The sequence below is a fragment of the Ruegeria atlantica genome (assembly GCF_001458195.1).
Classification (GTDB): domain Bacteria; phylum Pseudomonadota; class Alphaproteobacteria; order Rhodobacterales; family Rhodobacteraceae; genus Ruegeria; species Ruegeria atlantica.
In genome coordinates this window covers 844,106-864,893 of record NZ_CYPU01000039.1, presented here as the reverse complement: position 1 = coordinate 864,893, position 20,788 = coordinate 844,106, and the positions used below count along the sequence as shown (strand labels likewise).

The 20,788-nt window shown below is 58.0% G+C and carries 24 protein-coding genes; 13 read left to right on the top strand and 11 right to left on the bottom strand.

Annotation, left to right across the window (positions count from 1 at the left end):
* Positions 1-84: 84 nt before the first annotated feature.
* Genes RUA4292_RS14170 through RUA4292_RS14160 form a run of 3 tightly spaced genes read right to left on the bottom strand, consistent with a single transcriptional unit; the run spans position 85 to position 3,077 of the window.
* On the bottom strand, positions 85-1,014 hold the full coding sequence (locus RUA4292_RS14170) for a glycosyltransferase family 2 protein (RefSeq protein ID WP_058278120.1): 930 nt from the start codon (positions 1,012-1,014) through the stop codon (positions 85-87).
* A complete protein-coding gene (locus RUA4292_RS14165; RefSeq protein WP_058278119.1) occupies positions 1,011-1,448 on the bottom strand; it encodes a hypothetical protein in 438 nt (145 codons plus the stop codon). The genes RUA4292_RS14170 and RUA4292_RS14165 overlap by 4 nt, the downstream gene beginning before the upstream one ends.
* Positions 1,449-1,469: 21 nt before the next feature.
* A complete protein-coding gene (locus RUA4292_RS14160) occupies positions 1,470-3,077 on the bottom strand; it encodes a peptide chain release factor 3 (protein WP_058278118.1) in 1,608 nt (535 codons plus the stop codon).
* Positions 3,078-3,186: 109 nt separating this feature from the next.
* On the opposite strand from RUA4292_RS14160, the gene RUA4292_RS14155 reads away from it, so the two are divergent.
* From RUA4292_RS14155 to RUA4292_RS14120, 8 genes are all read left to right on the top strand, one after another.
* On the top strand, positions 3,187-3,549 hold the full coding sequence (locus RUA4292_RS14155) for a nuclear transport factor 2 family protein (protein ID WP_058278117.1): 363 nt from the start codon (positions 3,187-3,189) through the stop codon (positions 3,547-3,549).
* Between the two features lie 68 nt (positions 3,550-3,617).
* Positions 3,618-4,397 carry an SDR family oxidoreductase gene (locus tag RUA4292_RS14150; protein ID WP_058278217.1) on the top strand — a complete coding sequence of 260 codons (780 nt, stop codon included), beginning with the start codon at positions 3,618-3,620 and terminating at the stop codon, positions 4,395-4,397.
* Between the two features lie 2 nt (positions 4,398-4,399).
* Positions 4,400-5,512: a YhaZ family DNA alkylation repair protein gene (locus RUA4292_RS14145; protein ID WP_058278116.1), complete on the top strand. Its 1,113-nt coding sequence runs from the start codon at positions 4,400-4,402 to the stop codon at positions 5,510-5,512.
* Positions 5,513-5,617: 105 nt separating this feature from the next.
* A complete protein-coding gene (locus tag RUA4292_RS14140; RefSeq protein WP_058278115.1) occupies positions 5,618-6,664 on the top strand; it encodes a methyltransferase domain-containing protein in 1,047 nt (348 codons plus the stop codon).
* Between the two features lie 80 nt (positions 6,665-6,744).
* A complete protein-coding gene (locus RUA4292_RS14135; protein ID WP_233493438.1) occupies positions 6,745-7,830 on the top strand; it encodes an ABC transporter ATP-binding protein in 1,086 nt (361 codons plus the stop codon).
* A gap of 120 nt (positions 7,831-7,950) precedes the next feature.
* Positions 7,951-8,733, top strand: coding sequence for a 5'/3'-nucleotidase SurE (gene surE / locus RUA4292_RS14130; RefSeq protein ID WP_058278215.1), 783 nt, complete (start codon positions 7,951-7,953; stop codon positions 8,731-8,733).
* Positions 8,730-9,380 carry a protein-L-isoaspartate(D-aspartate) O-methyltransferase gene (locus tag RUA4292_RS14125; protein ID WP_058271826.1) on the top strand — a complete coding sequence of 217 codons (651 nt, stop codon included), beginning with the start codon at positions 8,730-8,732 and terminating at the stop codon, positions 9,378-9,380. Before surE ends, RUA4292_RS14125 begins: the two co-directional genes overlap by 4 nt.
* Before the next feature lie 63 nt (positions 9,381-9,443).
* Positions 9,444-10,613, top strand: coding sequence for a LysM peptidoglycan-binding domain-containing M23 family metallopeptidase (locus tag RUA4292_RS14120; RefSeq protein ID WP_058278114.1), 1,170 nt, complete (start codon positions 9,444-9,446; stop codon positions 10,611-10,613).
* A 61-nt stretch (positions 10,614-10,674) separates the two neighbouring features.
* Here RUA4292_RS14120 and RUA4292_RS14115 read toward each other — a convergent pair whose 3' ends face one another.
* Together RUA4292_RS14115 and RUA4292_RS14110 are read right to left on the bottom strand one after the other, a co-directional pair.
* Complete coding sequence (locus tag RUA4292_RS14115) at positions 10,675-11,346, bottom strand: helix-turn-helix transcriptional regulator (RefSeq protein ID WP_058278113.1); 672 nt, start codon at positions 11,344-11,346, stop codon at positions 10,675-10,677.
* A 15-nt stretch (positions 11,347-11,361) separates the two neighbouring features.
* Positions 11,362-11,670, bottom strand: a complete 309-nt coding sequence (locus RUA4292_RS14110; RefSeq protein WP_058278112.1) for a hypothetical protein — start codon at positions 11,668-11,670, stop codon at positions 11,362-11,364.
* Between the two features lie 217 nt (positions 11,671-11,887).
* On the opposite strand from RUA4292_RS14110, the gene RUA4292_RS14105 reads away from it, so the two are divergent.
* The 4 genes from RUA4292_RS14105 (at position 11,888) to RUA4292_RS14090 (ending at position 14,398) form a co-directional block, all read left to right on the top strand.
* The gene (locus RUA4292_RS14105; RefSeq protein WP_058271822.1) at positions 11,888-12,103 is read left to right on the top strand and encodes a twin-arginine translocase TatA/TatE family subunit; all 216 of its coding nucleotides are present in this window, start codon (positions 11,888-11,890) and stop codon (positions 12,101-12,103) included.
* Positions 12,104-12,109: 6 nt separating this feature from the next.
* Complete coding sequence (gene tatB / locus RUA4292_RS14100; RefSeq protein ID WP_058278111.1) at positions 12,110-12,568, top strand: Sec-independent protein translocase protein TatB; 459 nt, start codon at positions 12,110-12,112, stop codon at positions 12,566-12,568.
* On the top strand, positions 12,565-13,440 hold the full coding sequence (gene tatC / locus RUA4292_RS14095; protein ID WP_058278110.1) for a twin-arginine translocase subunit TatC: 876 nt from the start codon (positions 12,565-12,567) through the stop codon (positions 13,438-13,440). The genes tatB and tatC overlap by 4 nt, the downstream gene beginning before the upstream one ends.
* A 115-nt stretch (positions 13,441-13,555) precedes the next feature.
* Positions 13,556-14,398, top strand: coding sequence for an ATP-binding protein (locus tag RUA4292_RS14090; protein WP_058278109.1), 843 nt, complete (start codon positions 13,556-13,558; stop codon positions 14,396-14,398).
* Between the two features lie 61 nt (positions 14,399-14,459).
* On the opposite strand, the gene RUA4292_RS14085 is transcribed toward RUA4292_RS14090, so the two are convergent.
* The 4 genes from RUA4292_RS14085 to RUA4292_RS24795 all read right to left on the bottom strand — a co-directional run bounded on the left by RUA4292_RS14085 (position 14,460) and on the right by RUA4292_RS24795 (position 17,363).
* Positions 14,460-15,104, bottom strand: coding sequence for an SDR family NAD(P)-dependent oxidoreductase (locus RUA4292_RS14085; RefSeq protein ID WP_058278108.1), 645 nt, complete (start codon positions 15,102-15,104; stop codon positions 14,460-14,462).
* A 41-nt stretch (positions 15,105-15,145) separates the two neighbouring features.
* Positions 15,146-15,394 carry a hypothetical protein gene (locus tag RUA4292_RS14080; protein WP_058271935.1) on the bottom strand — a complete coding sequence of 83 codons (249 nt, stop codon included), beginning with the start codon at positions 15,392-15,394 and terminating at the stop codon, positions 15,146-15,148.
* A gap of 268 nt (positions 15,395-15,662) precedes the next feature.
* Positions 15,663-17,186: an amidophosphoribosyltransferase gene (gene purF / locus RUA4292_RS14075; RefSeq protein WP_058271817.1), complete on the bottom strand. Its 1,524-nt coding sequence runs from the start codon at positions 17,184-17,186 to the stop codon at positions 15,663-15,665.
* Between the two features lie 36 nt (positions 17,187-17,222).
* Complete coding sequence (locus RUA4292_RS24795) at positions 17,223-17,363, bottom strand: hypothetical protein (RefSeq protein ID WP_158507031.1); 141 nt, start codon at positions 17,361-17,363, stop codon at positions 17,223-17,225.
* A gap of 802 nt (positions 17,364-18,165) precedes the next feature.
* On the opposite strand from RUA4292_RS24795, the gene RUA4292_RS14065 reads away from it, so the two are divergent.
* The gene (locus RUA4292_RS14065; protein WP_233493437.1) at positions 18,166-18,501 is read left to right on the top strand and encodes a hypothetical protein; all 336 of its coding nucleotides are present in this window, start codon (positions 18,166-18,168) and stop codon (positions 18,499-18,501) included.
* Between the two features lie 204 nt (positions 18,502-18,705).
* On the opposite strand, the gene RUA4292_RS14060 is transcribed toward RUA4292_RS14065, so the two are convergent.
* Entirely contained in the window at positions 18,706-19,305 is a 600-nt protein-coding gene (locus RUA4292_RS14060) for a CvpA family protein (RefSeq protein ID WP_058278105.1), read from the bottom strand.
* 39 nt (positions 19,306-19,344) lie between these two features.
* The gene (radA, locus tag RUA4292_RS14055) at positions 19,345-20,706 is read right to left on the bottom strand and encodes a DNA repair protein RadA (RefSeq protein WP_058278214.1); all 1,362 of its coding nucleotides are present in this window, start codon (positions 20,704-20,706) and stop codon (positions 19,345-19,347) included.
* Between the last annotated feature and the right edge of the window lie 82 nt (positions 20,707-20,788).

The following is a 20,788-nucleotide window of genomic DNA, read 5'->3' as shown; positions in this document are numbered from 1 at the left end:
ACATAACAAAATCATGGGGCAGGGTCAAATGAAGAGCCCTTAACCTGACGTCGCTAACGCCCACTGCTGGTTTTCTGCAACAATTCAGCAGCTTCCGGGAAAGTGTTTCGCAACCTTAGCGTCCAGATCCAGCGGTCTGTGCCGGATCAACCCATATTCTTCGAGACGTGCGCGTACGCCGGGATCGGCACCGCTAATTTCGTCATAAAACGCGCGCAAGCCGTCCTGGCCCTGTTCTGTCTCGATCCAGTTGAACAACTCATTCTTGTTCAGACCGCCCAGTTCGCGCGGAACGTTCGGGGACATGCCGGGTTGATAGGACCCACGCGCCATCCGGAACTGGTAATGCGCCGCCCAGTGATCCCAGTCAGGGGCGTGGCGATGACAAAGCTCCAACCCCGGAAGTTCGAATTTGCAGGGTAGAAGTTTTTTGTTTTGAAACAGGTTGTGGATGCGAAAGTTCAGCTTTTCCATGCCTGTGCGGACGAACAGCTTACCCTGAACGTGGCTGAGGAACCCGCCGAGTACAAAGCTGCCATAGTTGGGATAGACGGACTGTACCATGGCTGAGCGGTCCGGGCCGCTGGGGATATGCGCCTTGAACAGATCCTCGCCGCCTGCCATTGCCTCCATTGGCCGGACACGGACGGCAGGGATTTCCGCGGGGACGGATTGCAACTGCTCCCGGATGGGTTTTGAAGACCAAAGGAACTCATCCACGTCGATATGGGCCAGCCAGTCCAGATCGGTGTTGCGATAGGCGAATGTGGCATGAAGTGTCTGACGAACCTGATGGCGGTCCGGGCGGTCGCGTTTGCGTTTATCCCAAAAGACATCATCACAGATTCGCGCCCTGATTTTCGGGTGTTTCCTGAGGGCCCGGTGCGCCTCACGATTAGGTTCGTCCAGGTAAATGTACAGATAACCCGCACCCAGATCGAGGTGATGGGCCGCGAACCTGAGTATGTCGCGGGTCGATCCGCGAACCATTGAGACGATACCCCAGGTCGTCATTGGCGCGCTTCCCTACGCGCTGCACGAGTCTCATGCATTTTGGCCAGGCGCCGGAACACTGTCCCGGGATCGCGATTCAAAGCCTTGAACAGATGATCCGAATGCTCGGCCCACAACCGGCAAAACAAGGCGGGGGCGTGGTTCGGCCAGGATCGTTTCCGCAAGTTCGAAATAAGCTGCGCGTTCAGAAACGCCAGTTCAGATTTTCCGACGAATTCCTGCGCGATGTGTCGGCGTTTGCGCGTCCAGGATGTATCCGCCTGGCCGGGTTGCGGCCGTGTCGCGCTTTCAGGAACAATCTGACGCGTCAAATGGGTCAGATCGACATCTTCTGCCGGCAGTACCTCGTCCGAGAAGTCGAAAGGCGCTCGTCGCCTTTCGAACCTGTCTTGCAGGGCGGGCAAGCCACCCGAATACGTTAGATCATCATCCATTCGTGCTTTCGGCCCGTGCCATCACGCCATCATCTCTTTCGTGGCCGTCAGGTTCAGTTCGGGATAGTCGCGGACGACCCGGTCGATGTCCCACTGCAGGCGCGTCAGATAAACGATATCGCCGTCATGATCATGGGCGATGTGCTGCTTGTTGGCTTCGACGAACTTCTCGACTTCGGCTTTGCCGCCGCTGACCCAGCGGGCCGAGGTGAATTGCGACGCCTCAAAGCGCACGGGCAGGCCGTATTCCATCTCAATCCGGCTGGCGAGTACTTCGAATTGCAACGCGCCGACGACGCCGACGATAAAGCCCGATCCGATCGAAGGTTTGAACACCTTCGCGGCACCTTCCTCGGCAAATTGCATCAGAGCCTTTTCCAGATGCTTGGCCTTCATTGGATCGCCCGGGCGCACGGTTTGCAGCAGTTCCGGCGCGAAGGACGGGATGCCGGTCACCCGGATCGCTTCGCCTTCGGTCAGCGTGTCGCCGATGCGCAATTGCCCGTGGTTGGGGATGCCGATGATATCACCGGCCCAGGCCTCTTCGGCCAGTTCGCGGTCGGACGCCAGAAACAGCACAGGGTTCGAAATCGCCATCGGCTTTTTCGATCGCACGTGGGTCAGCTTCATACCACGCTTGAAATGGCCCGATGCCATGCGAACAAAGGCGACGCGGTCGCGGTGCTTTGGGTCCATATTTGCCTGAACCTTGAAGACAAAACCGGCGACCTTCTTTTCATCCGGTGCGATTTGACGCGGTTCGGCAGACTGGATTTGCGGCTGCGGGCCATAAGCGCCGATGCCCTCCATCAGTTCCTTGACACCGAACGAGTTGATCGCCGAACCGAACCAGATCGGGGTCATATGCCCCTCAAGCACCGCCTGCGGGTCCATGGCGGGCAGCAGCTCCCGCGCCATCTCGACCTCTTCCAGGAACTTCTCCAGCAGGTGCTCGGGTACGTGTTCCGCGAGCTTGGGGTCATCAAGACCGTTGATCTCGATGCTTTCGGCCACTTTGTTACGGTCGGCGCGGTCCATCAGCTCCAGCCGGTCGCGCAGCATGTCGTAGCAGCCGATGAAATCGCGGCCGACGCCGATGGGCCACGCGGCAGGCGTGACGTCAATGGCCAGCATTTCCTGAATTTCGTCGATGATCTCGAACGTATCGCGGCTTTCGCGGTCCATCTTGTTACAGAAGGTCAGGATCGGCAGATCGCGCAGGCGGCAGACCTCGAACAGTTTCTGCGTCTGGCTTTCCACACCTTTTGCGCCGTCGATCACCATCACGGCGGCGTCCACAGCGGTCAGCGTGCGATAGGTGTCTTCCGAGAAATCACTGTGGCCGGGCGTATCCACCAGATTGAACCTGAAAGTGTCATAGTCAAAGGACATCGCCGATGCGGAAACCGAGATACCGCGATCCTTCTCCATCTGCATAAAGTCCGAACGGGTGCGCCGGGCTTCGCCCTTGGCGCGCACCTGACCGGCCATCTGAATAGCGCCCCCGTACAACAGGAACTTTTCGGTCAGCGTCGTCTTGCCCGCATCCGGGTGCGAGATGATGGCGAATGTCCGGCGCCGAGCAATCTCGGGCGGCAAAACGGGTTGGTTCGAGGCAATATCAAGCATGAACGCGCGTATATGCGGGGAATTCTGCCGAGGCAAGACAAAGGGGGTGTTCAGAATCGCCTGATAATGGCAAAAAGAACATATAGTGAACAAATGATGGAGAGGTGTGATGAATTTAAAAGAAATCGCAAACGAACTGGTCGCTGGTTGCCGCGAGGGCCGGGCCAAAGCGAATTTGGATAAGCTCTATGCAGACAATGCCGTTTCTGTCGAAGCTGTGGATTACTCGGGTATGGGGCGCGAAGTCGCCGGGCGCGACGCGATCCGCGGCAAACACGAATGGTGGGAAGGCGCGCATGACGTGACCGGCGCCTCGGTCAGCGATCCCTTTATGCATGGTGACGACCGCTTTGCCGTAATTTTCGAGGTGCAGGGCACAGTGAAGGAAAGCGGTGACAGCTTTGATATGCGTGAGGTCGCCATTTACCACGTGGCGGATGGTAAGATCGTGCGCGAAGAGTTCTTTTACTAACGTGTTTTGGTTTCTGGTCTTCCCTGAAAGGCTGGTGCTAGATGTGCGGCAAATACAGGGAGGATCAGATGGATCTTGGGATCAAAGGTAAACGTGCGCTGGTCTGCGCCAGTAGCAAAGGTTTGGGTCTGGGTTGTGCCGAGGCGCTTGCAGCGGCCGGCGTTGATCTGGTGATGAACGCGCGCGGGTCTGAGGCTTTGGAAGCCGAGGCCACGCGCCTGCGATCTGAACATGGGGTGGACGTGCAAACTGTCGCCTGCGATGTGACCTCGGTTGACGGGCAAGAACAGGTGATAAAAGTCGCGCAGGATGTTGATATTCTTGTGACAAATGCCGGTGGCCCGCCGCCCGGTTTGTGGTCGGACTGGGATCGTGACGATTTTATTAAGGCGCTGGACTCCAACATGCTGACGCCGATTGCCTTCATGAAGGCACTGTTGCCGGGGATGATGGGCAAGGGCTGGGGTCGGGTGGTGAATATCACCTCGCAATCCGTGCGCGCACCGATCCCTGCGCTGGGTCTGTCGAATGCAGCCCGGACCGGACTGACAGGTTATGTTGCCGGAACTGCGCGTCAGGTTGCACCAAAAGGTGTAACGATCAACAACTTGCTGCCGGGCATTCACACCACTGACCGGGCGGACTCATTGGATGGTGGTGTCGCGGCGCAAAAAGGAATTTCGATGGACGAGGCGCGCGCTGAACGCGCGGCAACCATCCCGGCGCGCCGGTATGGAACGCGTGAAGAATTTGGTGCAGCCTGTGCGTTCCTTTGTTCGCAGCATGCCGGGTTCATCGTCGGGCAAAACATCCTGCTGGACGGCGGCGCGACCAACATGACGATGTGACCATGGCACAGAACTTCTCACTTAAGGATCAATTGTTTAACGCGGAAAAGACCTGCTATTTGGCAGGGCTTTTCGCGGGCGCAGACCCGTCTTTTGATGCCAATTCATTTCAGGCGCAGGTCATGTCGCGCCTTCTGGATCTGGAATTGAAAGAGCGGATGGCCTGGATTGCCGAGTGCTTGCAACAGGCCGTTCCGGGTGATGTGACTCAGATCGCACCAACACTGTTGCGCGCTTTGCCGCCGCCTTTGGATCCCAGCAAAACGGATGACGATTTTGGGGATTTCATCTTTGCGCCATTAGGTGAGTGGGTTGTTGCCGTGGGGATAGACCATCCGGCGCAGGCATTGGATGTGCTTGAGGAACTAACCCAGAGGTTTTCGATGGAATGGGCCATCCGCCCGTTCCTCAACGCCCATCAGGATTTGGTGCTGTCGAGGATGAATGAATGGTGCGCGCATGACAGCTATCACGTGCGACGATTGGTTAGCGAAGGCACACGGCCGCGCTTGCCTTGGGGGCAGGCGGTGGGGCTGGACCTGACCGATCCGCTGCCTCTACTGAATCGGCTGCATGCCGATGGGACGCGATATGTCACGCGGTCGGTGGCCAACCACCTGAACGACATCACCAAAAAAGACCCCGATCTGGTTTTGGACCGGTTGCAGGATTGGGACACAAGAGGGCAACAGGATCAGGATGAGTTGGACTGGATGACCTCGCACACCTTGCGTGGTCTTGTGAAAGCTGGACATCCGCGCGCCATGAAGGCTCTGGGTTTTGACCCGGACGCCAAGGTTTCGGCCGATGTCACGATCAAACGCGAGGCCCGGATCGGTGACGCGCTGGAGTTTGATGTTGTGCTGAATGGTAAGGATCAGCAACCGGTTCTTGTGGATTACATCGTGCACTTTCAACGACCTGGCGGAAAAACCTCAGCCAAAGTTCATAAGCTGAAACAAGCTTTGTTGAAGGACGGCGGCCTGACGTTGAGCAAAAAGCATAAGCTCAAGGGCGACGCGACCACGTTCAAACTGGTTCCCGGAGCACATCGCCTTGAGGTTCAGGTGAACGGCAAATTACGTGCGGGTGTGGATTTTGAACTGCTGGCGTGAGGCCAAAGAATCCTCACGCCTTCGTCAGATCGCAAGTGCTCGGATTGCGCCAATCCCCGCACTGCATTAGCTGCTATGCGGCCATCAGACAGAAGGATAACCGCGATGAAGCATGAGTCAGTGCAGAATTACTATGGCGAAGTCTTGCAGGGCAGCTCGGACTTGCAGACAAACGCGTGTTGTACGCCTGATGACATGCCGGATCATGTCAAAAAGATCCTGTCGAAAATTCATGACGAAGTTCTGACGCGCTACTATGGCTGCGGTCTGATCGCTCCGCACGACCTTGAGGGGATGAGCATTCTGGATCTCGGCTGTGGTGCGGGACGTGATGTTTATGCCCTGTCTGCCATGATAGGTGAAAAGGGAAGGGTTGTCGGCGTGGACATGACGCCGGAGCAATTGGACGTAGCGCGCGCGCATCAGGATTATCACGCGCAAGCCTTTGGGCATTCTGACAGCAATGTGGAATTCCACCATGGCTATATCGAAAAGCTGGATGAGCTTGACCTGGAACCCGGTTCTTTTGACATTATCGTCTCGAACTGCGTGATCAATCTGGCCACCGATAAAGAGGCTGTTTTGCGCGGCGCGCACCGGTTGTTGAAAGACGGGGGCGAGATGTATTTCTCGGACGTCTACGCCGACCGCCGAGTGCCTAAAGAGATGGCCGAGGATGAGGTTTTGTACGGTGAATGCCTGTCCGGCGCGTTGTATTGGAACGATTTCCTGTCGATGTCGCGTAAGGCAGGCTTTGGTGATCCGCGCCGGGTCACGCATCGTCCGCTGACCATCGAAAACGCGGTGCTCGAAGAGCGTGTTGCGACTCTCAAATTCCTGTCCGCCACCTACCGCCTGTTCAAGCTGCCCGAGTTGGAGCCTGCGTGCGAGGATTACGGTCAGGCCGTGATCTACAAGGGCACCATCCCGAACGCCCCGCATCTGTTCGAGCTAGATGATCACCACGCGATCGAGGCGGGCAAGGTTTTTCCTGTCTGCGGCAACACGTGGATGATGTTGAAAGACACGCGTTTCGCGAGGCATTTTGAGTTCATCGGTGATTTCTCGACCCACTACGGGATATTCGAAGGCTGCGGTGGTGAAAGCCCGTTTGAAGCAACGGGCGGGGCCCCATCCGGCGGCTGTTGCTGATCTCTTGCACCTGAGGGGCGGGGTTGTTATCCCCGCCTAAGCCCGATGGAATTGATCGGGAAAGGCAACGGGGCCCATCGGTGACAGAAAACGCTACTCCTCCTCGGTTGGAAATCCGAAATCTGATCGCCCGGTATGAAGGGCGGGTTGTTGTGGATGATGTCTCGCTGACGGTGCGAGCGGGGCAGGTGACTTGTCTGTTGGGGCCTTCGGGCTGCGGCAAGTCGACAACCCTGCGCATGATCGCCGGGGTCGAGATGCAGGAATCCGGTGAAATCTATGTCGATGGCAAGTTGATCTGTGACACGGTGTTTCGTGTGCCGCCCGAACGGCGTGAAATAGGGCTGATGTTTCAGGACTTTGCCCTGTTTCCGCATCTCAGCGTTGCCGACAATGTGGCCTTTGGCCTGAAGGGGCATAGGGACGAAAAACGCGCCCGCGTCGAAGCGCTGCTGCGCAAGGTCGACCTGGTGCGTTTCGTCGACGACTACCCGCATCATCTGTCAGGTGGCGAGCAGCAACGTGTGGCACTGGCTCGCGCATTGGCCCCGCGTCCGCGGATCATGCTGATGGACGAGCCTTTCTCGGGCCTCGACAACCGGTTGCGGGACGGCATTCGGGATGAAACGCTTGCGATCCTCAAGGAAGAGGACGCCGCAGTTGTTCTAGTCACGCATGAGCCGGAAGAAGCGATGCGCATGGCGGATGAAATCGCCCTGATGCGGCGGGGAAAAGTCGTGCAACAAGGCGCGCCCTACAACGTCTTTACCCGCCCGGCGGACAAGGCGGCGGTGGCCTTTTTTAGTGATATCAATGTTTTACAATCCAAGGTGAATGGGGCCTTGGCCGAAACGCCATTCGGGCAATTTCTGGCGCCCGGCGTTCCGGACAATACAGATGTCGAAATCGTATTCCGCCCTCAGCACGTGCGGTTGGACTTTGACCGTAACGGCAAGGGGCCGCTGCCGACACCGACCGACGGCGTTGCCGCGCGGGGCGTGGTCGAGCGGGCGCGGTTTTTGGGCAACGAAAGCCTTGTTGAATTTCGGATGGACCATGACGGCTCGATCCTGAGGGCGACGGTGCCCAATGTCTTTGTTCCCAGTCCGGGACGGGTCATGTGGCTTACCATCCGCCGTGACAGGTGTTTCGTATTCCCGGTTTAGGCTGGAAAGTCACAGTTTAGCGCCAAGTGGTGCGCGAAAGCATCAGATTGGACGCGCGCTTTGCTTGCCGCGACGCGGGGGCGGGTCTATCAAGGGCAAAACGCCGGGTGGATGGGGCTTATGCGTATACTTCTGACCAATGATGACGGGATCAATGCCCCGGGGCTGATCGCACTTGAGGCGATTGCCGCCGATTTGGCAGGCCCGGATGGTGAGGTTTGGGTCGTGGCACCTGCGTTCGAACAATCGGGTGTCGGCCACTGCATCAGCTATACCCACCCGATGATGGTCGCCAAGCTCGGCGAACGCCGCTATGCCGCCGAAGGCTCACCCGCTGACTGTGTGTTGGCCGGGCTGCACGACGTCATGAAGGACACGCCGCCGGATCTGGTTTTGTCCGGAGTGAACCGGGGCAACAATTCGGCCGAGAACACGCTGTATTCCGGCACGGTGGGTGGGGCGATGGAAGCCGCCCTGCAGGGTATTCCTGCGATTGCCTTGTCGCAGTATTTCGGACCGCGCAATCTTGGTCTGGATGATCCTTTTGAGGCTGCAACGCGTTACGGGGCCGACCTCGTGCGGCGAATTCTGAAAGCAACGCCTGAAGAGCAGGGCGATTACCGCCTGTTTTACAACGTGAATTTCCCACCTGTGCCGGCGGATGAGGTTCTGGGGACGCGCATCGCGCCGCAGGGTTTTCGCCGGGATACCAATTTCACGGTTGAACCGCACAGCTCGCCCTCGGGTCGGCGGTTCCTGTGGATCAAGGGCGGCTATCAGCACAACCCGACCGCACCCGGCACGGATGCGGCGGTAAATCTTGGGGGCTACATCTCGGTCACACCGATGCGTGCGGACCTGACGGCCCATGACGTTCTGGAACAACTGAAGTCGATCGAATGAGCGGACTTGATCCAGAAACAACCATGCAGTTCCTCTTTGCCCTGCGGTCGCGCGGGGTAACGGATGCGCGCGTTCTGGCTGCGATGGAACAGGTCGATCGGGGCCGTTTCGTCAAGGGTCTGTTCGCTGAGCGCGCTTATGAGGATACACCGCTGCCGATCGCCTGTGGCCAGACGATCAGCCAGCCTTCGGTTGTGGGGCTGATGACGCAGGCGCTGGATGTGCGCCCTCGTGACACGGTGCTGGAGGTTGGTACAGGCTCGGGCTATCAGGCCGCGGTTCTGTCCAAGCTGGCGCGCCGGGTCTATACGGTCGAACGTCATAAACGTCTGGTGCGCGAAACCGGCGAGCTGTTTCGAGAATTGGGAATGACCAATGTGACGGCGATGCTGTCGGATGGGTCGTTCGGTTTGTCGGAACAAGCCCCGTTTGATCGTATCATTGTGACGGCCGCTGCCGAGGACCCGCCCGGGCCGCTCTTGGCGCAGCTCAAAATCGGCGGTATCATGGTTTTGCCGGTGGGACAGTCGGATGCGGTTCAGACCCTGATCCGGGTCAGACGCACTGAGACCGGCCTGGACTATGATGAATTGTTGCCCGTTCGGTTCGTGCCCCTGCTAGAAGGGCTTGGCAAAGACGGAGCGTAAAGAAATATTTCGCGATAAGCGCTGGAACCCCGGACAACAGGGGCAGGCGGTGAGGACAGTAAAATGAGAGCAGTTTCCAAATCAGCAGTCGCAGCAGGTGTTGCGTCTTTGGCGTTCCTCGCGGGATGCGAGGGCCCCATAGATTATGATCTACGCGGCAATGTCGGTGGTTTTTCCACGGCCGATGCGGCGCAGGCGGCCACCGCGAACCGGCCTGCTCCGGATGCGCGTGGCGTGATCACCTATCCCAATTATCAAGTGGCCGTTGCGCGCCGGGGCGACACGGTTGGCGATATCGCTGCCCGGGTCGGATTACCGGCAGCGGAAGTCGCGCGTTTTAACGGATTGCAAGCTGCGGACCAGCTGCGTGATGGCGAGGTGGTCGCCTTGCCCCGTACCGTCAGCGCGGCCAGCTCTGTCGATATCGCGACAATTGCAGGCACTGCGATTGACGCAGCTCCGGCGGATGGGTCGGTGCGCACATCGACGCTGGAACCGGCACAACCAACCGCCGCGCCTGCTCCGGCCCCTGCGCCGGCGGGACCCGAACCCATTCGCCACAAGGTCAAGCGCGGCGAAACCGCGTATACGATCGCGCGCCTGTATAACGTGCCGGTAGATGCCTTGGCCGAGTGGAACGGGCTGGGGTCGGACTTTACCGTGCGTGAAGGACAGTTTCTGCTGATTCCTATCAAGAACCAGCCTGCGCCCCGTCAGGAGGCGGCCGCCGTGACAACAGTCCCTGCGACTACGATCACCCAACCTGGGCAGGGATCGCCGACACCGACGCCGCCCAGCGCGACGCAACCTTTGCCGGATGAAGTCATCAAGCCCGCCGAACCCGCACCTGACGTGACCGCCGAAGCGCCAACTACGCAAAGCAATTCTGCGCTTGGACTGCCTGTCACAGGTACGATCATCCGCACCTATAAAAAGGGCTCGAACGAAGGCATCGACATTGCGGCCTCGCCGGGTAGCCCGGTTAACGCTGCCGCTGCGGGTACTGTTGCCGCAATCACGGCGGACGCGGATCAGGTGCCGATCATTGTGGTAAAGCACAACAGCGACCTGCTGACCGTCTACGCGAATGTCGAGAACATCACTGTGAAAAAGGGTGCTCGCGTCAAGCGCGGCCAAAAGATCGCCTCCTTGCGCGGCGGCGACAATGCCTACGTCCATTTCGAGGTGCGTAAAGGGTTCGAATCTGTCGATCCGGAACCCTATCTGCGGTGAGGGTTATGGCCACGAGCGGGATGTGCCTTCTGCCAGAGTACTCGAGAGAAGACGAGACCTGTCAGGCGTGCGGGTCATAATCGCTAAGGCTCTTGCCGGGCTCGTCTGCGAAGACCTCGGGCAGGGGCAAGATTGTTTCGATCAGGTCTATGCGAAAAACACGGAACCCCTGACGTAACTCGCACCATGCCGTCAGGGTCCAGACGCGCCCCCAGTATTCCATGTGCAGCGGGCGTATGACCCGATCAGTCAGAACGCCGTCGATCCGACGGTAAGACAGACGGAGTTTCTGGCGGGATTTGATGGCGGCGCGGATCGGGGCCATATGCGCCAGCCCACGCGCCGCATCGGCAAAGGGATAGACTGCAAATTTCCAACTGTCAGCCTCGGCCACGACCTGCGTGGGCAACACGGCGTCGATCTTGTCGGCCAGCGACGTGGCTGCGGCCTTGAGGTCGGGGTCTGCGGCTTCCGCCACGATGGCCATACCGAGGTTCAACGCCTCAAGCTCGGCAGGGGTCAGGTTCAGCGGGGGCAAGGTGATCTGCTCGCGCACAATGTAGCCTATGCCACGCTCGCCCTCGACCGGGACGCCCGAAGCAACCAGCGTATCCATGTCGCGGTAGATGGTGCGGACCGACACCTCAAGCCGGTCCGCGATGTCCTGCGCACGGTGCAGTTTGCCGTCGCGCAGGATCTGGATGATATCGAACAGCCGGTCAGAGCGGCGCATGGGATGTCCTGCTTGTCATGACGCTCCGATGGTCCAATGGATTGCATCGTGGCGCATAGTCACCGTGTCCGGCGCGATTGCGGCCATCACCGCAGGAGCGAAATCCTGCTTTGGAAAGGCTGCGGCGGCGGATTGAGCGCAATCCATGTCGGCCCAGATGACGGTGTCGGTCCAAAGCCCGTCATCCCCAGCGCTGAGGCGCCGAAAGACAAAGCCATCCGCGTTCCGAACAAAGGATTCGGTGCCTTTCATGATGTTAACGAAATCCTCCTTTGTTACATCGGCCGCGAGTTTGAAGGTTACGGTTTCTGCGATTTGTGTCACGTCATGCTCCTGTTTTGATGGGACAGGGCCGTTCTACGTGCTCTCAACTGACATAAACCTGTCAGTTGAGAATTGCGAGTCCTCAAAAATCGCGTGATCCGTTCATTTTTGGGCACAGAACCGGGCCGACACGCTTTTGCGATGGACCGCCCGCGCGTAAACACGGTGCCAGATCACATTCCCGGCGCGCTTGCGCCGACTTCAAAGGAGAAGAGACATGCTTAACAATATCGGACTTCCCGGTCTTCTGCTGATTGCCGTTGTGGTGCTGGTGCTGTTTGGCCGCGGCAAAATCAGCTCGCTTATGGGCGAAGTGGGCAAAGGCATCACCTCGTTCAAGAAGGGCGTCAAAGAAGGTGCGGACGAGCTGGAGCAGGACGCGTCCGAGGTGGCCAAAGACGTCACGCCCGAGACAGACAAAGACAAGGTCTAAGCGCAGATGTTTGATCTGGGCTGGACCGAGCTTCTGGTCATCGGCGTTGTTGCCCTGATCGTTGTGGGGCCAAAGGATCTGCCGGTATTGTTCCGCAATGCCGGCCGCTGGGTTGGCAAGGCCCGTGGCATGGCGCGCGAGTTCAGCAGCGCCATGAACGAGGCAGCGGATCAGGCGGGCGTGAACGAGATCAAGAAGGGTCTGAATGCGGCCACCAATCCTGTGAACACCGCCATGGACGGTGTCAAAGAAGCCGCGCAGGAAATGGCCAAGAGCATGGATCCGACCAAGTTCGACCCCGACAGCGAGACAGGCAAGCTGGCTGCAGAACGTGCCGAGCAGGCCAAGAAGATTCAGGCCTCGACCGCGCGTGCCGCTGCCGAGCGTAAGGCCAAAGAAGCTGCGGATGCGCTAGCCAAGGCTGAAGAGGCCGAAGCCGCGCTGAATACTGAAAGCAAGACATGAGCAATACCGACGAGATCGAAGACAGCTCGGCCCCATTGATCGAGCATCTGGCAGAACTGCGCACACGGTTGATTCACTGCGTCGTGGCGTTCCTGATCGGGATGATAATCTGTTTCACGGTCGCTACGCCGCTGTTTAACTTCCTGACGAACCCCTTGTGTCAGGTTCTAGCTGATCGCGGACAGGATTGTGGGCTGATCTTCATCTCACCGCAGGAAGGTTTCTTCGTCGCCATCAAGGTCTCGCTGCTGGGCGGCTTCATACTGGCGTTCCCCTATATCGGGATGCAGATGTGGCGGTTCGTGGCACCAGGCCTTTACCGGACAGAAAAGAATGCGTTCCTGCCGTTCATGCTGGCGTCGCCGTTCATGTTCCTGCTGGGGGCAAGCTTTGCGTTTTACGTGGTCACGCCACTAGCTTACGACTTTTTCCTGGGTTTCCAGCAGTTCGGAGCGGAAGGCGAGGCAGTAGTTGACGGCACGGTCACAGCGCCGCTCAGCGTGGTCTTCCAGGGCTCGGCACAGGAATACCTGAACCTGACGATCAAGTTCATCGTGGCCTTTGGGCTGTGTTTCCAGCTGCCGGTTCTATTGACCCTGATGGGCAAAGCCGGGTTGGTAACTGCCGAAGGTCTGGGGGGCGTGCGTAAATACGCTGTGGTTGCCATTCTGGTTCTGGCCGCGCTGGTGACACCGCCTGACGTGATCACGCAGGTCATCCTGTTCGTGGTCGTCTATGGGCTGTACGAGGTTTCGATCTTCCTGGTCGCACGTGTTGAGAAGAAGCGCGAGGAACAACTGCGCGCTGACGGCTACTACGACGACGAGGAAGAAGCCGACGAAGAGATCATTCAGGAAGAAGAAGGCAAGTAATCCTGATGATCGGTAACAATCAGGCGCGCCCGTTGGGGCGCGCCTTTTTTGTGCGCGGCTCTTGTTGCGCCCGGCGGAACATGGTTTGAAACCAGCAAACCGACCGGAGGCGCCTATGAACGACCAAGCCCTGAACCGTATCGCTGACGCCTTGGAACGCATGGCACCGGCCCCATTGGCCGCGCCCGACTTCGAAGCTGCCCCAGCTTTTGTCTGGCAAGTTGAGCCGGACCGGTTGGAGCCGGTCAAACAGGTCAACCGTGTCGATCTGGACCTGTTAGTGGGCATTAATCGTTCACGTGATACGCTGCTGGACAACACGCGCCGCTTTGCGGCCGGATACAAGGCCAACAACGCGCTGTTGTGGGGTGCACGGGGCATGGGTAAATCCAGCCTCGTGAAAGCTGTCCACGGTACGTTGCAGGCGGAATTTCCTGACCTCAAACTGGTCGAACTTCAGCGTGAAGATATGGGCTCGGTCGCGCGTCTTCTTAACCACCTGCGGGCAGCGCCACACCGGTTCATCCTGTTCTGTGATGACCTCTCGTTCAGCCACGATGACCAGCACTACAAATCACTCAAGGCGGTGCTGGACGGAGGCATCGAGGGCCGCCCCGAAAACGTTGTCTTCTACGCGACCTCGAACCGCCGTCACCTGATGCCGCGGGACATGATTGAAAACGAACGTTCCAGCGCAATCAACCCGTCAGAGGCGGTCGAGGAAAAAGTCTCGCTCTCTGACCGGTTCGGCCTGTGGCTGGGCTTCCACCCCTGCGATCAGGATGAATATCTTGCGATGATTGACCGCTATTGCGCGGCTCATGGTGTGTCCGTCGACGCCGATATCCTGCGCGCCGAGGCCATCGAATGGCAGGCCACCCGGGGCGGACGTTCGGGTCGCGTGGCGTGGCAGTTCTTTGTCGATCTGGCTGGGCGCAACGGCGTACATATCGCGTAATCTGCCCGCTTCATCTGGCCAAAACATTTCCTCGCCGGAGGCATGGCCCAAGGGGGCATTCCTACAACAATGCCAAAATTCTGGCCGCCTCATCCGCAGGACTAGTCAACACATCGCGGTCTTCGCCGGGGTGGAACCGAGCGCGCACAGCCGTGGGCATTGGCGCGGGTTCCACGATGGACACGCGTGGTCCTGTACGTTCTGTCTCTACCGCCCAGCTGCGGGCAAGCGCCAGTTGCGCGGCTTTGGTTGCGCCATAGATGCCATAGAACTTCTCACCCGCCTTGGGATCGTCAAAAAACACCGCATGGCCGCTGTCGCCCAACAGGGGCGCGATATACGGGATCAAAACCGACGTGGCTGTTGCGTTGATGTTGACCGCCTTCGTCCATTCCTTGGGGTCCACGAAATGCGCAGGCGTCAGGGCCGAGGTGTGGACTGCAGTGTGCATCCACAGATCAACTTTGCCCCATCGGTCATGAATCCCCCGGCACAGGGTCGCCATGGCGTTCGGGTCCACGATGTCCATCGGCGCAAGCGTGGCCGCACCACCTTTGGATTTGATACGGTCATCCAGCTCTTCCAACCCACCAGTGGTGCGGGCGACGGCGACGATGTGATACTCGGGTGCCAGAGCTTCGGCCAGGGCAGCACCCAAACCGCGCGAGGCCCCGGTGATGAGGGCAATTTTAGTCTGATCGGTCATAAGGGCGGTTTGAACCCATGCGCGCAGGGCGTCAAGGCAGATTAACTTCCGGGGATGACGATCCGCTTGGTCTGGCCGCTTTGTCGCAGCATGACGCCTTCGTCATCAATGGCAATCACAGTGCCCGACGACACCCGGCTGCCGGGCTTGACCTCTTTGACCCGGCCTGACGACAGGCGCACCAACGCACGCATGTCAGCTTTTGGACCAAAGACGCCCAGCACAGAGACTGAGTTCTTCTTTAGCGCGCCCGTCTGTGTGGCCGCGTTTTTGACGTTGGCGTTTGACATGATTTCCGGCCTGGCCACGTTGGCCTGACCCCTTGTTTTATGAGTGGTTCGGCAAATGCGCTATCAAACGAAGGACAGGAACTAAAGAGGCGGGGATTGCGTGATAGCGCGGCTGAATAGCTGCGTCGCCGAAGTTCCTGCAATTGCGGTTTCTTCATCGAAAAGTTGTGCGCGAAAACCAACCGATCAGGCGTGGCCCATACGTGAAAAGGTCCGCATCGCAATTGCGAAACGGGCCATCACTGCAATCTGATTCGGGGGCGTATTCTTAGCCGGACGCCAGTTTGGCCGCATTCCAGGACCCGCCGGGTACCTGCATGTCCTGCTTTTTCTTGCTGACCCTGCTGCTGTTTTCGAGGCTGTCCAGATAGTCTTCGCTGACGCTGCCGGTAATGTAATTCCCGTCAAAGCACGAGCAATCGAAGGATTCGATATCCGGGTTACCTTCCTTGGCGGACCAAATCAGGTCATCGAGATCCTGATAGAACAGGGCGTCTGCGCCCAGCTCCTGCCGGATATCCTCAATGTTCTTACCGTTTGCGATTAACTCATGCTTGGTGGGCATGTCGATGCCGTAAACGTTGGGGAATTTCACCGGTGGCGAGGCGCTGGCGATGAACACCTTCTTGGCCCCGGCTTCGCGGCACATCTGAACGATCTTTTTGATCGTGTTGCCGCGTACGATGGAATCGTCGATCAGCAATACGTTGTGGCCTTTGAACTCCAACGGAACGGCGTTCAGCTTGCGGCGTACGGATTTCTGACGCTCTTCCTGACCGGGCATGATGAATGTGCGGCCTACATAGCGGTTCTTGACCAGGCCTTCACGGTAAGGAATGCCCGTGGCTTTCGCGACCTCAAGCGCCACAGGGCGCGCGCTGTCCGGCACAGGAATGATGCGGTCGATCTCTAGGCCTGCAGCCTCAATCTGGCGCGCCAGTGTCTGACCCATACGCATCTGGGTTTTGTAGACCGAAACACCATCCAACAGCGAATCCGGACGGGCCAGGTAGACATACTCAAAGATACAAGGGGTCAGCTGACCATCGACTGCCTGGAACGTGTGCATGTTGCCGTCGAGGTCAATCAGGATGGCCTCACCCGGTTTCACATCGCGCAGCTTTTCAAACCCGTTGATACCGAAGGCGACATCCTCGGACGCAAAGGCATAATCGTCGCCGTCCCCATCCACATCGCGCTTGGCAACCGACAGGGGGCGAATGCCGTAGGGATCGCGGAACGCCAGCATACCAACGCCGGCCACCAGACAGATCACTGAATAAGCACCCTGAACGCGTTCCATTGTCATCTTCACACCGGCAAAGATATTGCGGATGGGTTCGGCATTGCCGTTGACCTTGATTGCGTCGGCCACTTTGTCCGCCAGAACATTCAGCAGAATCTCTGAATCCGAAGTGGTGCGCAGATGGCGGCTGTATTTGGCGGTGACTTTCTCGCGCTGCTCGGCGGTGTTGGTGATATTGCCGTTATGGACCAAATAGATGCCATAGGGCGCGTTGACGAAAAACGGCTGCGCCTCAGCCGCGCTGAGCGATCCGGCCGTAGGATAGCGCACATGTCCCATACCGACCTGTCCCAGCAGGGTCTCGGCGTCACTGGCGTTAAAGACGTCCTTGACCAGCCCGTTGGCTTTCTTCTCACGGAAGAACTCACCGGTATAGGTCACGATCCCCGAGGCATCCTGACCCCGGTGCTGCAACATCAGCAGCCCGTCATAGATTTCCGCAAAGACATCATGTGTCCTGCTTGCGATCCCTAAAATGCCACACATGTACGGGCTCCAATTTCCATGACGTGTTTATGTTGATTAGGTGTGCGGGTCGGGCCGTCTGGACAGCGGTATCTGTACGCATTGTCGCTCGGCCGATTGGCGGCGCAAACACGCCAGCGTCGCAAGGGCAAGCGCGTAAGAAAACAGATACAGCAAGATCGGCAGCTCCGATTCCATGTCAGTTCGCCACTCACATAATGCCTAAGCTCGCCTGTGTCATCAAAGGATCACATTCGCGATTTGACGCATGCGGATTTTGTCAAAAACAACATGAAAAGGTGACAGGGACCGCAGGCATGTGGTGTCATGGTCGACATAGTGAGTTTTCGGCAATGATAAAGGTTCGATCGGATACCCGCCATGTGGCAGCACAAACAAGGAAACAAAAAAGAAGAACCGGTAAAGCGCCGGTGTCACCGATGCAGGGGTATGGGGCGGGCACCTTGCCAGATCTGTAACGGATCGGGAGAGGTTATCAAAAGTCGCGACATTCACGGAAAGCCGATATTCAATCGCTGCGACGGCTGTTTCGGTTTGAAGACGATTAGATGCACGGTTTGTGCAGGCGAAGGGTTCGTCTGAACTCGAAGATTTACTAAGCTAAAATAAACGGGTGTAGCTGCGAACCAGTGCCCTTTTTTGTCGAAAAGAGATCTCGAAAACTCTTCAGCTAATTGTTTTTGTACCGGGCTCTGACAAGCGGGTATCTGGTGAGTCTGGTCGGGCGCCCGGAATGGGACCGGATTAGACGTGATTTCCTTCCACAGTGCGCCATCAGCGTCAGTTTTTGGGGTTTTGGTGTCATTATGATACAATCCTAGCGTTGAGACTCTCTGGTAGCTCAACGGGAAAAGTAGTCATTACAATCTCGGATTTGTCGAAAAGGATGTGTTTCATGTCTTACGGACTTTGTAATTTTCAACTCAAAAGTGTGCGTTCATTTCTGAGCGTGGCAGTCATTGCTGCAGGCTTTGGAGCCATGACGACGACAACAGCGTTTGCGCAGGTGTTCATGACTCAGGAAGAGCTTCTTGCCACAATACCTGGCGGCCAGTTGTCTGGCGTCTCTAACAATGACGGAAAGACGCCGTGGATTCAGGCATACAGCAAGGCAACAAGCAAGAAGAACGGCAAACTGAACGGGCTTTGGGACGGTAAGGACAAATACACGGGGGACTGGTTCGTCAAAGACGATCAGTGGTGTGAGAAAGGGAATTGGGGGCAAAAGTGCTGGAGCGTCGAACGCATCGGCGCAAATGAGTTTCGGATCTACGAAAACGGACAACCGAAAAAGAACACTTGGAAGCTCAAGTAGAAGTGCGCTTTTGGGAGGGTTTTGATCGAGATGTGTGGGTTTTTTGAAGACCCGGCAAGACACCCAAGAAGTTCTTAATGACAACCGTACAGTGAAAGATCTTCCAGACAATTACAAAAGCTCGGGCACAAACGAAGACGAGCCGCCGGCAAAGCGGCGGCTCGTTTCAACAATTGCAGCATGGGTCGGACCCGTGCCAGGCATTTATTCCGTAGTCGTCGGGGCCGTCAGATCCTCGGCCGGTGCGGAACCTTCCGCGCAGCTGGCGACCAGTTCTTCATATTGGCGGGTGACCCAGCCAAGAGCCGCTTCGGGGTTCTGTTCTTCGATCTTGTCGCTGAACTGCTCGAACACTTTGGCCGAGCGGCTTTCGTCCACGATTGTATAGGACTGACCCGTCATCACCGTGTCATAGACAAAGAACGCGATGGCAACCAACAGGATGCCGCGGGCGATGCCGAAGAAGAAACCGAGTGCCTGATCCAGACCGCCCAAAGCAGATCGCTGGACGATCGACGAAAACAGGGGCGTAAAGATGCTGACAATAATAAGTGCAACTGCGAACACCGCAGCAAAGCTCGTGATGACCGACAATTCGCAGCTGTCGCGCAGGAAATCCCCAACAACCGGGATCTCTTTGACCAGTGGCACCGCTTGGGGTGCGAAAATAAAGGCCAGCACTGCGGCTGCGACCCAGCCTGCTATGGCCAGAACCTCACGTAAGAAGCCGCGCGAATAGGCAAGAATGCCTGAAACGACGACGATCAGGGCAACGACCCCGTCAATTATTGTAAAACCTTCCATGGCCCTCGCCTGTTTTTTTCTGCCCCTCAGGGGGCGACTTTAACCTGCTCCGAAGGTTTCGCCAACAAACCCAACCAAATCAGAGGGTCGGGTGAGTGTCAGACCTGCCACAGTACCGGTTTTGCCGCCCGCCGGAGCGATTGCCGATGTGAAACCAAGTTTTTGGGCTTCTTTCAACCTGTTTTCGGTCTGTGGGGCCGGTCTAAGTGCCCCAGATAACGAGATTTCTCCGAAAACAACGGTATCTGCGGGCAAGGCTGTGTCTTCCCGGGCACTCAACAGGGCTGCAGCAACGGCCAGGTCTGCGGCGGGTTCACCGATTTTCAATCCGCCGGCGACGTTGAGATACACATCGAGACCCGCAAAAGGGATGCCACAGCGTGCTTCAAGCACGGCGAGGATCATTGCCAACCTTCCACTGTCCCAACCGACAACGGTCCGGCGCGGTTGTGAATGTGGAGACGGGGCCACAAGCGCTTGTAATTCAACCAAAACGGGGCGTGTGCCTTCGATCCCGGCAAATACGGCTGACCCAGGGCTGGGTGTGCCGCGCTCGGACAGAAACAAGGCCGATGGGTTGGTCACCTGTGCCAGGCCTTTGCCTGTCATTTCGAACACGCCAATCTCATCCGCAGGGCCAAAGCGGTTCTTGACCGCACGTAGGATGCGGAACTGATGGCCGCGCTCGCCTTCGAAGTAAAGAACGGTGTCGACCATATGTTCGACGACGCGAGGACCTGCAATTTGGCCTTCTTTGGTGACGTGGCCGACCATGATGATTGAAACACCGTGTCGTTTCGCAAACGTGGTCAATTCATGCGCCGCGGCCCGGACTTGTGACACCGAGCCCGGTGCGCTGTCCACATTGTCGGCCCACATAGTCTGAATCGAGTCGATGATGGCCAGACCGGGTTTCTCAGCCTCAAGCGTCGTCAGTATGTTCCGCAGGTTGGTTTCGGCGGCCAGTTGAACCGGTGCGTCCTCTAAACCCAGACGGCGCGCGCGCATGCGCACCTGAGCGCTGGCTTCTTCGCCAGACACGTAAATCGTCTTGACGCCCGCACGTGCAAACCGCGCTGCGGCCTGCAACAGCAACGTCGACTTGCCAATCCCCGGGTCGCCCCCAACCAGCAGGGCCGAGGCCGGGACCAGACCGCCACCCAAAACGCGGTCCAGTTCTTCTACTCCGCACAAGGTGCGCGGCGGCGGTGTTTCCTCGGTCGACAAGTCCGTGAGTGTAATGGACTGGCCACGTTTGCCGCCTAGGGATTTCTTTGCAGGGCCAGCCGAAAGAGGCACGTCTTGCGTGATTGTGTTCCATTCACCGCAGCCGTCGCACCGCCCGGACCACCGGGAATGCGTTGCGCCACAGGCCGAGCAGGAGAAAGTTGTCTTTGCCATTCGGCCTTGGTGCCCGAGCGCGGGCGGTTCTTCAAGCCCTTGCAGGGCTTTCATCTCTGCCGATGGCGCGCCGCGTCCTCAG